General features: G+C 65.4%; 11 protein-coding genes. 6 read left to right on the plus strand and 5 right to left on the minus strand.

Annotation, left to right across the window (positions count from 1 at the left end):
* Positions 1 to 14: 14 nt before the first annotated feature.
* The 3 genes from ACN0YF_RS05785 (at position 15) to ACN0YF_RS05795 (ending at position 3,532) form a co-directional block, all read left to right on the plus strand.
* Positions 15 to 1,559 (plus strand): GumC family protein, encoded by a 1,545-nt coding sequence (locus tag ACN0YF_RS05785; RefSeq protein WP_417482051.1) that lies wholly within the window; start codon positions 15 to 17, stop codon positions 1,557 to 1,559.
* Positions 1,560 to 1,628: 69 nt separating this feature from the next.
* Positions 1,629 to 2,261, plus strand: a complete 633-nt coding sequence (locus tag ACN0YF_RS05790; RefSeq protein WP_417482052.1) for a hypothetical protein — start codon at positions 1,629 to 1,631, stop codon at positions 2,259 to 2,261.
* Positions 2,258 to 3,532, plus strand: a complete 1,275-nt coding sequence (locus tag ACN0YF_RS05795) for an O-antigen ligase family protein (protein WP_417493665.1) — start codon at positions 2,258 to 2,260, stop codon at positions 3,530 to 3,532. Before ACN0YF_RS05790 ends, ACN0YF_RS05795 begins: the two co-directional genes overlap by 4 nt.
* Here ACN0YF_RS05795 and ACN0YF_RS05800 read toward each other — a convergent pair.
* The 4 genes from ACN0YF_RS05800 to ACN0YF_RS05815 are packed head-to-tail and all read right to left on the minus strand — an operon-like array spanning position 3,529 to position 7,638.
* Entirely contained in the window at positions 3,529 to 4,476 is a 948-nt protein-coding gene (locus ACN0YF_RS05800; protein WP_417493666.1) for a glycosyltransferase family 2 protein, read from the minus strand. The genes ACN0YF_RS05795 and ACN0YF_RS05800 overlap by 4 nt on opposite strands.
* The gene (locus tag ACN0YF_RS05805; protein WP_417493667.1) at positions 4,473 to 5,240 is read right to left on the minus strand and encodes a polysaccharide deacetylase family protein; all 768 of its coding nucleotides are present in this window, start codon (positions 5,238 to 5,240) and stop codon (positions 4,473 to 4,475) included. The genes ACN0YF_RS05800 and ACN0YF_RS05805 overlap by 4 nt, the downstream gene beginning before the upstream one ends.
* Positions 5,240 to 6,184 (minus strand): glycosyltransferase family 2 protein, encoded by a 945-nt coding sequence (locus ACN0YF_RS05810; protein WP_417493668.1) that lies wholly within the window; start codon positions 6,182 to 6,184, stop codon positions 5,240 to 5,242. Before ACN0YF_RS05810 ends, ACN0YF_RS05805 begins: the two co-directional genes overlap by 1 nt.
* Positions 6,185 to 6,186: 2 nt before the next feature.
* Positions 6,187 to 7,638 carry a lipopolysaccharide biosynthesis protein gene (locus tag ACN0YF_RS05815; protein WP_417482057.1) on the minus strand — a complete coding sequence of 484 codons (1,452 nt, stop codon included), beginning with the start codon at positions 7,636 to 7,638 and terminating at the stop codon, positions 6,187 to 6,189.
* Between the two features lie 163 nt (positions 7,639 to 7,801).
* On the opposite strand from ACN0YF_RS05815, the gene ACN0YF_RS05820 reads away from it, so the two are divergent.
* Together ACN0YF_RS05820 and ACN0YF_RS05825 are read left to right on the plus strand one after the other, a co-directional pair.
* The gene (locus ACN0YF_RS05820; protein ID WP_417482058.1) at positions 7,802 to 8,881 is read left to right on the plus strand and encodes a GNAT family N-acetyltransferase; all 1,080 of its coding nucleotides are present in this window, start codon (positions 7,802 to 7,804) and stop codon (positions 8,879 to 8,881) included.
* Positions 8,878 to 10,080: a glycoside hydrolase family 5 protein gene (locus tag ACN0YF_RS05825; RefSeq protein ID WP_417493669.1), complete on the plus strand. Its 1,203-nt coding sequence runs from the start codon at positions 8,878 to 8,880 to the stop codon at positions 10,078 to 10,080. Before ACN0YF_RS05820 ends, ACN0YF_RS05825 begins: the two co-directional genes overlap by 4 nt.
* A 90-nt stretch (positions 10,081 to 10,170) precedes the next feature.
* Here ACN0YF_RS05825 and ACN0YF_RS05830 read toward each other — a convergent pair whose 3' ends face one another.
* On the minus strand, positions 10,171 to 11,652 hold the full coding sequence (locus tag ACN0YF_RS05830; protein ID WP_417482060.1) for an exopolysaccharide biosynthesis polyprenyl glycosylphosphotransferase: 1,482 nt from the start codon (positions 11,650 to 11,652) through the stop codon (positions 10,171 to 10,173).
* 239 nt (positions 11,653 to 11,891) lie between these two features.
* Here ACN0YF_RS05830 and ACN0YF_RS05835 point away from each other — a divergent pair.
* Positions 11,892 to 13,071, plus strand: a 1,180-nt coding sequence (locus ACN0YF_RS05835) for a SulP family inorganic anion transporter (RefSeq protein ID WP_417493670.1), incomplete at its 3' end; no start/stop codon positions are given.

A 13,071-nucleotide genomic window follows, 5' to 3' on the forward strand; every position in this document is an offset into this window, starting at 1 on the left:
CCCCTTATGGAGTCATGACTCGCGATCATGATAACGCCGGCTCGCCGGAGGGCCGGGTAACCGGGCTTGGCTCCGGTACAAGGGGCGATCTCGACCTGTTCGATGTCATAGCCCTGGCATGGTCGGAGAAGGGTTTCATCGCCCTGGTCTTCGCCGTGATTTTCGCGATCGGCGTGTCCCTGTCGCTGACCATGCTCAAGCCGAGTTATGAAGCGCACTCCAGCCTGATGATCCTGCAGGACGACAACCCGACCCCGGCGACAGCCGGATCGGGCGATGCCTTCACGCTCGCCCAGGTCATGCAGTCGGAAAGCCAGTTGCTCAGCTCCGCCACGGTATTGCGCCGCGCCCTGGCCGATATCGGCCCGGAAGCGGTGCTTGGCGAAGCTGTCGCGGGCGACGCCGAGACCGCAGCGCTGAAGACCATGGGAAATTCCTTCTCCCTGTCGCGTGAACCGAATTCGACTGCGATCAACGCCAGCTACACCACGGGGTCGGCCGAGCGCGCCGCCCTGGTGCTGAACGCGATCATCGATTCCTATCTCGCCTATCGTGAGGAAATCCTGATCGAGACCGGGGTGCAGGGCCTCTCCGTGCGGCGTGCCCAGGCCAATTCCGCCGTCGAGGCTGCGCAGGCGGCAAGGGATGCCTTCCTGCTGCGCCATGACCTGTCGAATTTCGAAATCGAACAACAGACCACCGACGCCCTCGTTGGCAATCTGACGGACCGGGTCAACACATCGAGCGCCAATCTCGATTCCGCGCTGGCCGGTGCTGCCGCGATCCGCGAGCGCCTGCGCAGCGTGCCCGAAAGTATCGAACTCTATGTCGAGAACGGTATTGATGCCGTTCTGCTCGACCGCCAGTCGGAACGGGCGCGCCTCCTGTCACGGTATCAGCCCGGAGCGCCGGCCGTGGTCGCGCTTGACCGTGAGATCGAGGCGATCGAAACCTTCCTGGCCAGCGGCACGTCCGATGGCCGCGGTCAGAGCCGCACCGGCCCCAACCCGGTCCGGCAGGCGCTGGAGACCGATCTGGCGACCCGTGAGGCCAATGCCCGCGCCGAAACCTCGATGCTGGCAGCGCTGGAACAACAATTGCGCGTCAATCGTGACGAGGCGGCGCGCCTGCGTCAGCTGGAGCCGGAATTCACCCGCCTGCAGCAGAACGTGATCGCGGCCGAGGCTGCGGCGGCTGTCGTCGCCGGACAGGAAGCGACCGCGTCAGCGCGCCGCTCCTCGACGCTTGGTGGTGCCGATGCTGTGCGCCTGATCGACCGGGCCATGCCGCCCCTCCAGGCCAGGTCCATGAAGAAACTGGGCCTGATCGCGTCCTTCGTGATGGCTGGCGGCATCGCACTCTTCACCGGGCTGATGCGCGGCTACTGGCGTGTCTACATTGCTGCCGGCGGCGTTCCGGCCACGAGAACGGCACCTGAAACTCCGCGTGCACCTGTGGCCGCACCGGCGCCTGCCGCGGCAGCGGCCGCATGGCAGCCCGCCAATGATCTGCCGCCCGACATTCCGATCCTCGCACGTGTTGCCGACCGCACAGCGTAAGCGCGGCGTTAACTCTGTTGGCCGCACTCTCCACGCACTGTGAGTCGTCTCACGCTGCGTGCGAACCCGATGATGAATTTGACAGCCGAATTGTCCCAGCTGATCGATCAGCTTGAACCGATCGCCCGGCCCGGCGGGCAGGGGCGGGCCCTGATGGTGATGGGATCGCGTCCCGGCGCCGGCGCCTCGACCGTGGCCCGCGAACTGGCCCGGCTGGCGGCGCTGCGCTCGCAGCGCGGTGTCTGGCTCTATGATCTCGACTTTTCCGGCAATGCTCAATCGCGTGCCGCGCGCGTGCAGGGTCCGGCCTTTGATGCGGCCCTGGGGCGCGAACCCTTCTGGGCTCTCAAGACCGGTCGTGGCCGCGCACGGATCGTGGCGCGCCAGTCCGTGGTGCCCAATCTCTTCGTCAGCGAGTTGCAAAGCGAGCCTGGCGCCGTCGAGAGCGTCGGACTGCGTGCTGCCCCGGAATATTGGTCGGCCGTTCGCGAGGCGATCGACCTGGCGATCATCGATGCGCCCAGCAATTCCGTTGCCCCACTCAGCCTGGCCGCCGATCTCGACGGGGTGATACTGGTCGCAGATGCCCGCGATCCCAACGGTGCCGGCCTGCAGGCCCGCCGTGCGGCGATCGAGGCCCGCGGCGGAGTGGTGGCCGGTCTGATCCTCAACCGGACGGACCGAATCCAGAGCGCGGCATGAGTCCGATCGCCGCCCGCGAGCCGCTCTTTCTGAGCGTGTTGCGGCAGGCGCCAGGTCTGCGCTCTGTGCGCTTTGTCGAAGCCGGCTTCACCGTGCTGGCACTCTTCCTGTTTTCCCAGGCCCTGATCGGGCCGATCTTCGCGCCCTCGGGCAGCGACGAGACCTCGGTCGTGCTGCGCCTGATGTGGCTGCCGGTCTATGCCGTGGCCGTGTTGCTGATGCTGGCAAGGCCCGGCGCGGCGCTGCGCACGCTCGGCAGCAATCTGCCCCTGCTCATGCTGATCGGCCTGATGGCTGTCTCGGTCACGTGGTCGGTCGCACCGGACACGACGATCCGGCGGGCCTTCGCGCTGGCGATGTGTTCCTGTTTCGGGCTGTGGATGGCCTCTCGCTGGAGCTGGCGCGAGATGATCCTGCTCATTGCTTCCACCTTCGTCCTGCTGGGTCTGGCCAGTGCCGCGATGGCGATTGCCGTGCCGTCCATGGGGATTGACCACGCCGTCCATGTCGGGGCGTGGAAGGGTGTGTTCTGGGAGAAGAATACGCTTGGCGCCGTGATGGCCTGGGGCGCGGTCAGCGGCTATGCCGCCAGCCGGGTCGACCCGAAGCACTGGTTGTTCTGGATGGGCTGCGCGGCAATGTGTATCGCGCTCGTCCTGCTCTCGACCTCGAAGACAGCCCTGCTGTCCTGCCTGCTCGGAACCGGGATCGTGATCGGGATCGCATTGTGCCGCCGCGGCTTCGGTTTCGCTTCGCTGATGTTCTTTCTCGGACTGACGGGCGGCATCACCATTGCGACGATCATGCTGATCGCCCCGGTCGAGGCGCTGCAGGCGCTCGGTCGCGACGCGACACTGACCGGGCGGACCGATATCTGGGGCGTGCTGATCGAGGAAATCCGTACCGTGCCCTGGACGGGCTATGGCTATATGGCGTTCTGGACAGCGGAAAACGGGCCGGTCTTCTGGGTCCGTCAGGCGACCCACTGGGATGTGCCGACGGCGCACAATGGCTGGATCGAGATCGCACTGGCGATCGGTTTCCCCGGCGTGGTGCTGACGGCGATGGTCTATCTCCACGCCTTCCTGCGAGCGGTCGGCCGGATCTTCCGCGGACCGGAGACCTATTGGGCGCTGGCCTTTGTTTCCATGGTGCTGCTGGTCAGCATCAGCGAGAGCAATCTCGTGCACCAGAATTCGCTTGGATGGGTCCTGTTCGTGGCCACTTCGGCCAAGCTGGCCGAGCGCCGCGACAAGCGCAGCCAGGCCTAGCCGGCCGCGACGCTGTCGGGATCCGGCAAGGCGGCTTCGCTGCTCTCACCGTAGAGTTTCGGCTCCATCCCCTCAAACCAGAACAGTTTGCCGCCGCCCTGAACGGCCTTGTCGAGCGCCTTGACCGCCAGCGCGCGCCGCAGGGGGAGGGCCAGCACCGCCAGGGGGGCGAAGATCAGCATCTGGGCCAGGCCCACGGCCATCCAGAAGGCGATACCGGCATGGTTGGTGGTCTCACCGCGGGCGCAATTCTGTGTCGCGCCCTGGCCGAAGGCAAAGCTGCGCGAGAGCAGGTGCGCCCAGTCATTGCGGGCATCGCCGACCACTTCGACAGCCCGGGCCCGGGCTGACCAGCCATAGCGGACCCCTTGCTGCGCCAGCAGGTCGAAGAAGGCATCGTCTTCGCCGCCGGTCTGGTTGAGCGCGGTATCGAAGGGCTGGTCCGGCAGCTCGAAGCTGTCGCGGTCGAGCAGGGAGTTGCCGGTGCCATAGGGTTCGTCCAGCATGGTGTCGCTGGCGGGGCCCGGCCGCGAATACAGGCGTGTCGCCAGCTGGCCGCGCAGGCTGTCGGCCTGATCGACCTCGGCGCGCAGGGGGCCGAATACCAACTGGGCATCCAGCGTCTGCGCGGTTTCCATCAGGGCGGACAGCCAGTCGACGCAGGCGACCTCATCATCGTCGAGGAAGGCGATATAGCGCCCCTTGGCGGCAGCAAAACCCGCATTGCGGGCATTGGCGACCCCGGGCCGTGGTTCATGCACATAGACGACCGGACAGCGCGCGACTGCGCTGGCATTGGCGGCGATGCAGCGCGCGGACGCTTCAGGCGAATTGTCGACAATGATGATTTCATCTGGACGCAGCGACTGGGCCAGCACGCTCTGGAGCGCCACACGCAGGCCTTCGGGCCGGCGGAAGGTCGGGATCATGACCGAGACATTCATTGGCTTTCTCCGATTTTCTTCATGGCGGCACTCACCGTCATCACGCGGGCACCGCTTTGCTCGACCGCGGCGCAAACCCGCTCCAGCTGGGCCGGCGTACAGCCCCATTCGGTTGGCTCGTCCTGGACGTCATGCATGTAGAAGATCAGCCAGCCTGGGTGCTGGATTAGCGACCGGGCGGCATCGACGGCGCGGGCAATGCCGGTCTCGCCGCCATCAATCGGCACCGACTTGAGCAGGGAGCGGTCACAGCTGCCGCGATTGATCGCGGCGTGCACACCGCGCATCGAGCTGAAACGGGTCGCCAGCAGGCGTTTCGCTGCGGGGGTCACTTCGCCATAGGGATAGGCAAAGCTCTCGAGCTCGCCTGCAAAACCCAGGTCGCGAAGTGCCTTCAGATTGCGATCAATATCGGCCAGCATTTCACCGGCACTGATTTGCGAGCCGTCCTGATGCGTGTGGGTATGGCAGCCAATCTCATGCCCGGCGACGTCAAGCCGGTGCAGATCTTCCGCGACGAACATGGTGCCGTGATGATTGCGGGTGCCGGCAAAACCGGCCGAGGCGTAGTAGGTGCCGCGCCAGTCGCGGGCCTCGAGGATCTCCGCGCCGGTGGTCGCTGCCGATTGCGGGAAATCATCGAAGGTGAAGCTGACGATGGCGTGATCGAGATCGACACTGAGCGGAGCGCGCGCCGCGATGCGCGCCCAGCGCCGTCCGAGCTTGGAGATCAGGCCGCCTCCGGGATTATAGGGAGCATTCATCAGATCGCCTCCGCAGCCCAGCTGGCGCGCCAGAGTTTCAGTGCGGCAGCACGCAGCCGCACGGGAGCCGCCTGGCTGTTGGCCAGCGTCGCCCACAGTCCGCGTAGCAGACCCTGGCCAGGGATGGCGCCGAGCGTGCGCGCAGCCCGGGCTCCGGGCAGGCCGGCCAGATGCGGGTGTTTCTTGAGCAAGCGCGCGTAATTGACCGCGCCGTCGCGGAATTTCTGCAACAGGGATTCGGTGGTCTGCAGTCCGGCATGGCGCGCGGGATTGTCGAAATGGATCAGCTCATGCGTGCGCGCGGCGCGAACGGCCCAGTCGACATCCTCGAAGCCCCAGCCGGTAAAACCGGTATCGAAGGGCACGCCGCGCATGACGCTGGCGCGGACAAGTAGATTGCTGGAGCAAAACGCCGTCGCCCCGATCAGGCTGCGCGCTGCGGCGTCCTTCTGATCACTGGTCCGGGCGAGCACCGCGTGCAGCTGATAGCGGCGGTCATCCGGTTCATCGGTCTCATAGCCGCCGAAGGCCGCATCGAAATCATCCAGTTCCAGACGGTCGAGATAATTGGCGAGGAAGGCGTCATGGCCCGGGTCCATATCGGCGTCGAGATAGAGCAGCCAGCGGCCACGCGCCTGGCTGGCGAGCAGGTTGCGCCCGGCCGAGCGGCCGATGTTTTCTGCTGCACTGAGCAGTCGCGCCGGCGCGCTCAGGGCACGAACGGCGCGCGCGACGGCGTCGTTAAGGGTCAAATCGGGACAACCATCATCGAGCAGCACGATCTCGATGTCGCGGCGCACGCCGATCAGCGGATTGAGGGCGGCGGCGAGGGCGGTCGGATCGTCGCGATAGAAGGGCACGAGGATGGACAGCGTGATGCGCTCGGCGCGCTGCGAGGCTGTATTGGCCAGTTCGGCAAATTGCGGGGTCGCGGGATTTCGCATGTTCAGGCCTCCACCGGTTTCATCATTGCGCGTGCCTCGGCCAGCCAGCTCCGGCAATCGGCCACATTCAGGGCGAGGGCGCAGGCGATATAGACAATGGCGCCTGTCATCCCCTGGGCGAGAAGCATCAACCATGCCGACTCGATGGCTGGCAGGAGCATCACCGCCACGGCCATGACAGCAGTCGCCGCCGCGGCTTTCAGCCAGTCGGTCCAGGGCAGGGGAAGCGGGAAGTATTTGCGGCCCAGCCAGGCGCAGACGAGGAGGGAAAGGAAATAGGCGATCACCGTCGCGGCTGCGGCGCCGGCAATGCCGAAGATCGGGATGAACACCAGGTTGAGGCCGAGATTGAGCAGGGCCGCCGCGGCCATGATTGCCGCCATGCTGGCGGTCCGGCGCTTGAGCGTGAAGGCTTCATGGAAATAATAGGTCATCATCCCCTTCATCAGGCCCGACAGGGCGATCCAGGGCAGGATGATGGCGGCCTGCTCGCGCAGATTTTCGCCGATGATGATGGTTGTCAGCGGCACCGCGACCAGCGCGAGGCCGGCTGCGGCCGGGAAGGCGATCAGCGCCATCAGGCCGGCGGCGCGGCCGGCGACGTCGCGGGCTGCTTCGGCACCCTCGCTTTCGAGCGCCTTGATGGTCAGCGGCCAGACGGCGGCGCCGAACCAGATGAAGATGATGTCGAGCAGCCGGTCGGCGAGGCCATAGCCGGCCGCATACATGCCCACGGCACCCTGGCCGAGAAAGGCCGCGATCAGGAAGCGGTCGCCGACGGAGAGCAATTGCTCGAATACCAGCGAGGCGGAGACCGGCGCACCGAATTTGGCATAGGCCTGGGCGCGCACCAGCTGGCGGCGGCCCTTGGCGGCGCGGCGCAGCATCAGTGGCAGGTCAACGACCAGGGCGACGGCGGCGGCGATCGCCATGCCCATGAAAATGCCGGCGGCGCCGAGATCGGTGGTAAAGATGATGCCGACGCCGATGATGAAGCCGAGCATCAGCGATCCGGCCTCAAGGGCTGAATAGCGGCCGATTTCACCGGCGGCGCGATGGGTGACGAGACCGATCTGCAGCAGGGCACGCAACAGCAGCGAGATGGCTGCGAAGACCAGGGCGGTTTTCAGCCGCGCATCGAAGGGCAGGAAAGTCAGCGCGGCGACGATCAGAACGGCGCCGGCGAGTGCCATCAGAAGATAGAGGCCATAGGCCGTCGCGAGGTGGTCGCCGAGCCGGCGGCGCGCTTCGGCCCGTGCATGGAAACGGGCAATGGCGGCTTCAAGCCAGGTGAAGGTTGCCATATGGAACAAGGACAATGCAGCCAGCGCCAGCGCGTACTGGCCGTAATCATCGGCCGAGAGCAGGCGCGTGAAAATCGCGACGCCGCCGAAGCCGACAATGGCTTGTGTCAGTTGTACGGGAAGATATCCCAGAAGATGCCGTCCAAGCATGAAACGCTCCGCTCGCCTGTAGGGGGAAGCCTGCAAGATGAGTGCCGCGTGTAAGGGGATTGTCGTTAGGCGCGCAGACGTTCACCCTGCGATAAGGGCTGGTGCGTTATGCAAAGGGCGGGGGCGGCCCATCCGGGCCGGAAATGTAACTGGAATCAAGCCTATGGATGTTGGATCAAAACGACCCAGTGAACTGAACGCGGCCGAAAAAGAGGCCTGGCGGGCCTTTGTCGCCGCCGATGCGGCGCTGGCCAGTCCGTACTTTGCACGCGAATTCGCCGAATGTTGCGAAGAGGCCCGTGATGACACGCGTGTGCTGGTTGTACGCCAGCGCGGACAGATCACCGGATTTCTGCCGCTGCACACCGGCAAGCTCGGCTATGCGCGGCCGCTGGCGGGCCCGATGGGTGATGTCCAGGGCGTGATCGCCGAACCGGGGACACCCTTTGACCTGCAGGCCGTGCTGCGCCAGGCAGGCCTGCCACTGTTTGCCTTCCATGCCGGCCTGTCGAGCCAGCAGCCTTTCCGGGAGAATGCAGACGAGATTGTCGCGTCCTGGATGCTGGATCTGTCTGAAGGATACGAGGCCTGGGAGACGCGGCGGGGCCAGGTCGATTCCAAGGCGATGCGGACATTGCGCGGCCGCCGGCGCAAGCTTGGCGAGCTGGAGGAGGGCCATCGCTATGTGATGGAGGACCCCAGCCCGGAAGTGTTCGAGCGCATGGTCGAGTGGAAGAGCCAGCAATATGCCGCCACCGAAGTCTTCAACGTGTTTTCCGTCGAGTGGACGCGCAAGCTCCTCAAGGCGGTGCTGAGCCGCAAGGGTGAATTCTTCTCCGGCAGCTCGTCCTCGCTCTATGTCGGCGACCGGCTTGTCTCGGTCCATATCGGTATGGAGAGTGACCGGCTGTCACACTACTGGTTCCCCGCCTATCACGCCGACTATGCCCGCTTGAGCGCGGGCGTGCTGCTGCTCACCGAGGCGGCCCGCATGGCAGCGAGCAAGGGGCATCTGGCGCTCGAGCTTGGACCGGGCGATTTCCAGTTCAAGCGCGATCTGTCGAGCTATCAGGTCGGCCTCGCGCGCGGCTGCATCGCCAATCCCTCCTTGCTGAGCACGACGCGCAATGCCGGCCAGGCGCTGACACGGGCTGCCGAAACGGCGCCGATCGGACCGGCGCGGCACTGGCCGGGCAAGCTGATGCGCAAGATCGACCGTCTCAGCGGATTTTACGCGCTATGACCGGGCCCGACCGCCGTTCCGTACTCGCTGCCGCCGGCCTCGCCTCGCTGGGCCTGCCCGGCTGCGCGCGGGCCGAAACCAGCCGGCTGGAGCTGTGGAACAATGCCACCGGCCCGCATCTGCGCGGCGCCGTGCTGGCGCAGCGGCGTGTCTTTCTCGAGCTCGATGGCCCGGAGTTTCTCGGCCCCGGTCCGGTGGGGGTGCCCGTAACCGACGAGTCCCTGCGCGCACTGGCGGCGAGCGGTGCCAATCTGGTGGTCCTGTCCCATCCTGGCACTGTGGCCGAATGGGCGCCCTACGAACCTGACCCACGCGTCGAGGATCATCTCAACGACATGGTGCGGCGTTGCGAGCTGGCCGGTCTGTATGTCGTGATCGGTTTTCGCACCGGGCCCGGGCGCAGTGAATTCACCTTCCATCGCGGCGGCGCCGGTTCCTGGTTTCCTGCCTCGATGATCAATGATGACGTCTGGCGCTCGACCGAGGCCCAGGACGGCTGGGACATGATGTGGCGCCGCACGGCGACCCGCTTTCGCGATCGCGCCAATATCGCCGGCTATCTGCTGATGGTCGAACCGAACGCCAACCAGGCCGCCCCCGGTCCCGATGGCGGTGATCTCGATCAGTGGGATCCGGCTCTGCTGGTTGACCATGTCGCGGGCACGCCCGCTGACTGGCCCGCCCTGGCGCGCCGCCTCGCTGCCGTTATTCGCGAGCATGACACCGAAACGCCGATCCTGGTGAATCCGGATGGTTACGGGCACCACAGTTTTGCCGGCCTGCTCGACCTCAATAGTGCCCCCGGCCTTGTGCTGGCGCTGCACGACTATAGTCCGCGCGCCTATACGCATCAGGGGCGCGGCGCGAATGTGGGGCTTGGGCGCGGCGAGGCGGAATTCATGCCGCCCGATGCCGAGCGCTGGATGATGGGTGAGTTTGGCGTTGCCCGCTGGGCACCCAATGCGGCGCGCTATATGCGCCGCCGGGTCGAGTCGCTTGAACGTGCCGGTGCCGGCTGGGCGATGTTCCGCTGGGATAGTGGCTGGCGCGGCTATGAGGACCGGGAAAACACCTTCAACCCGGTTTATGGCGCCGATCCCGACGCTGTCACCCCCGTCAGCGATGCCCCGCTTGTCGTGACGCTGCAGGATTTGTGGCGGCGTAGCCGCGTCCGGCCGCAATCGCTGCTGCGTCGCTAGAGCGACGGCTGCCCGAAAAGAGGTGGCGAGGATGCGCGGCGGTGATTGTCCTGCCGCATATCCGGTACCGGCTTTTGACGCCCCTGCTTGCTAGCGGATATTGATCTTGTCGCCGAGCAGGGCTGGCAAGGTGCGCAGCATAATCATGAAATCAAACCAGAAGTTGGCGCGCGCGATATAATCGACATCCCAGCGGATGCGCTCGCGGGCGGCTTCCGGTGAGTGCAGTGGCCCGCGCGAACCATTGATCTGGGCCCAGCCGGTAATGCCGGGTTTGACGCGGTGACGGTGGGCGTATTCGGCCACCAGTTTAGAGGTTTCCGTGCCACCGGTGCGCATGCCCGGTGCGTGCGGGCGCGGACCGACCAGCGACATCTCGCCACTGAGCACATTCCACAATTGCGGCAATTCATCGAGGCTGGTGCGGCGCAGGAAGCCGCCCAGACGCGTGACCCGCGGATCGTCGAACTCGACCTGACGCACCGCCCGGGTGTCGCGCTCGGGCGCGTGACGCATCGAACGGAATTTGTAGACGGTGATCATGCGCCCGTTGAAGCCTTCGCGCTGCTGGCGGAAGATGGCCGGGCCGGGGCTTCCCAGCCGGACGGCGAGCCCGATGACCAGCATGACCGGCAAGAGGGCGACGAACATGATCGAGCCGAACACCAGGTCCTGCAGCCGCTTGGCGATCAGATGACCGACGCGTTCCTCGACACCGCTCATGCGTGCGGCCTGGACGCCGACCACGTCTTCCAGACTGGTGGTGTCGGGATCGAAATGATCCAGATCGAGCAGCAGGCAGACCGGCTGCGGCAGGGCGCGCAGCTTGGTCAGCAGCACGCGAACCCGGTCCTCGGCCTTCTGGGTCACGGTCAGAACGATGCGATCGACCTCGGGCAGGGTTCCCCAGTTGAACAGGTCATCGGTGTCGCCAAGATAGGGGGTGCCGGCCAGTTGCGAGGGGCTGCGTGCCTTGCGATCATCGAAAATGCCCACGACATTGACGGTGCCCGAGCCCTTGTTGGCGGCGATCAGCTTGCGCGCATTTGCGGTTGCACCGACGAGCACGACATTGCGCGCCAGCCGCCCGGCCTTGGCCCAATGCTCGATGAATCCGGCATAGATGATGTGCAGCAGCGTCATGGCCGCGGTGGCTGTGATCGTGAAGCCGGCGAGCAGGTCGGTGGTGTGCGGCGCGGTCACATGGGCCAGGGCCAGCACGGCGGCGCCGCTCAGGCCGACGGCGATGAAGGCCGTCAGCACGCGATAGACGACGATCCCGCGCGGATCGATCTTGTAGAGTTTGAACAGGAGCAACAGGGCAGGCGTCAGGGTCGCATAGGCTGCCAGAGGCAATAGCTCGCCGGTCGGGACCTGGGTGACGGCACCGCCGGAGACGGCAAAGGCGCCTGCAGCGCTGAGAATGGCGATGCAGAGGATGTCGATCGTCTGCATCAGATGACCGAGGGCCTTGCGATTGACGCGGTGTTGCGGCGCCCGGGCCCGGGCGCGCATCTGGGCCCGCGTGAGAGCCGCAGCGTCGATCATGGCCGGACGCATGAAATTGGTCATGTCGTTGGCCGGGCCGCTCTGCGGTTGACGTGGTGAGCTTGAGTAATCCAAGGCCGAACCCCTTATTCGAAGTGGCCAAGCTAGCCCATTGAACACAATATTCCGTTGAGAAGCGTGGTTAGCAAAGCCTTGACGCGCGACGTAAGGCGGAATTCCTGCTGGCCTTCTGTTGCGTTGCAGCATAGAAGCCGCGTCTGGCCTGCGCCCGCTGGTGCGCCGAAATTGAATGGACCTTTCAGATGAACAAATCCCCTCTCGCCGTGTTCGCGGAACGCGTCTCCGCAACTGTTCTCAATCGCGGTGACGGACCGGAGCTGAGCCCGACGCGAATCAGAATCGAGGTTCTGGCCGGCCTGACAGTCGCGCTGGCGCTGGTGCCCGAGGCGGTGGCCTTCGCCTTCGTCGCCGGTGTTCCGCCGCTGGCCGGCCTTTATGCCGCCTTCATCGTCGGCCTGATCACCGCAGTCTTCGGTGGCCGGCCGGGCATGATTTCCGGTGCCACGGGCGCCCTGGCCGTCGTGATGGTCCATCTGGTGGCGACACACGGGATTGAATATCTGTTCGCGACCGTGGTGCTGATGGGGATTATCCAGGTCACTGCCGGTGTGCTGCGGCTGGGCAAATTCATTCGTATGGTGCCGCATCCGGTGATGCTCGGCTTCGTCAACGGTCTGGCGATCGTGATCTTTCTCGCCCAGCTGGACCAGTTCAAGGTCGTCAACGAGAGCGGCGAGCATGTCTGGATGACAGGCCTGCCGCTGGCGATAACGCTCGCACTGGTGGCCCTGACCATGGCGATCATCCACTTCTGGCCGAAAGTGTCGAAATCCGTACCGGCGCCGCTGGTGGCGATCGGCGTCGTGGCCGCCCTGGTTGTCGGCTTCAATATTCCCGTGCCGCGCGTCGGCGATCTGGCCTCGATCGCCGGTGGCCTGCCGACCTTCCACCTGCCGCTTGTCCCGTTCAATTTCGAGACGCTGGAAATCATTCTGCCCTATGCCGCCATTCTCGCGGCAATCGGCCTGATCGAAAGCCTGCTCACGCTCAACCTGGTGGGCGAGATCACCGGCAAGCGCGGCGGGGCGTCCCAGGAATGTGTCGCCCAGGGCGCGGCCAATATCGTCACCGGCTTCTTTGGTGGCATGGGCGGTTGTGCGATGATCGGCCAGTCGATGATCAATGTGAAATCCGGTGGCCGCCTGCGCCTGTCGGGCATTGTCGCGGCGCTGTTCCTGCTCGGCTTCATCCTGTTCGGTTCGGGCCTGATCGAGCAGATCCCGCTCGCCGCCCTGGTCGGGGTGATGTTCATGGTCGTGATCGGCACTTTTGCCTGGCAGAGCCTGCTCGTGCTGCGCCGTATCCCGCGCAATGACGCCTTCATCATCATTCTGGTGACCGGCGTGACGGTGTATAGCGATC

Source organism: Maricaulis sp. (assembly GCF_048270265.1).
GTDB lineage: Bacteria > Pseudomonadota > Alphaproteobacteria > Caulobacterales > Maricaulaceae > Maricaulis.

What these genes read in the sequence shown, in the direction of transcription:
- ACN0YF_RS05785 (WP_417482051.1), top strand. Translation starts at nt 15, where the DNA reads ATGACTCGCGATCATGATAACGCCGGCTCGCCGGAGGGCCGGGTAACC.
- ACN0YF_RS05790 (WP_417482052.1), top strand. Translation starts at nt 1,629, where the DNA reads ATGATGAATTTGACAGCCGAATTGTCCCAGCTGATCGATCAGCTTGAA.
- ACN0YF_RS05795 (WP_417493665.1), top strand. Translation starts at nt 2,258, where the DNA reads ATGAGTCCGATCGCCGCCCGCGAGCCGCTCTTTCTGAGCGTGTTGCGG.
- ACN0YF_RS05800 (WP_417493666.1), bottom strand. Translation starts at nt 4,476, where the DNA reads ATGAATGTCTCGGTCATGATCCCGACCTTCCGCCGGCCCGAAGGCCTG.
- ACN0YF_RS05805 (WP_417493667.1), bottom strand. Translation starts at nt 5,240, where the DNA reads ATGAATGCTCCCTATAATCCCGGAGGCGGCCTGATCTCCAAGCTCGGA.
- ACN0YF_RS05810 (WP_417493668.1), bottom strand. Translation starts at nt 6,184, where the DNA reads ATGCGAAATCCCGCGACCCCGCAATTTGCCGAACTGGCCAATACAGCC.
- ACN0YF_RS05815 (WP_417482057.1), bottom strand. Translation starts at nt 7,638, where the DNA reads ATGCTTGGACGGCATCTTCTGGGATATCTTCCCGTACAACTGACACAA.
- ACN0YF_RS05820 (WP_417482058.1), top strand. Translation starts at nt 7,802, where the DNA reads ATGGATGTTGGATCAAAACGACCCAGTGAACTGAACGCGGCCGAAAAA.
- ACN0YF_RS05825 (WP_417493669.1), top strand. Translation starts at nt 8,878, where the DNA reads ATGACCGGGCCCGACCGCCGTTCCGTACTCGCTGCCGCCGGCCTCGCC.
- ACN0YF_RS05830 (WP_417482060.1), bottom strand. Translation starts at nt 11,652, where the DNA reads ATGACCAATTTCATGCGTCCGGCCATGATCGACGCTGCGGCTCTCACG.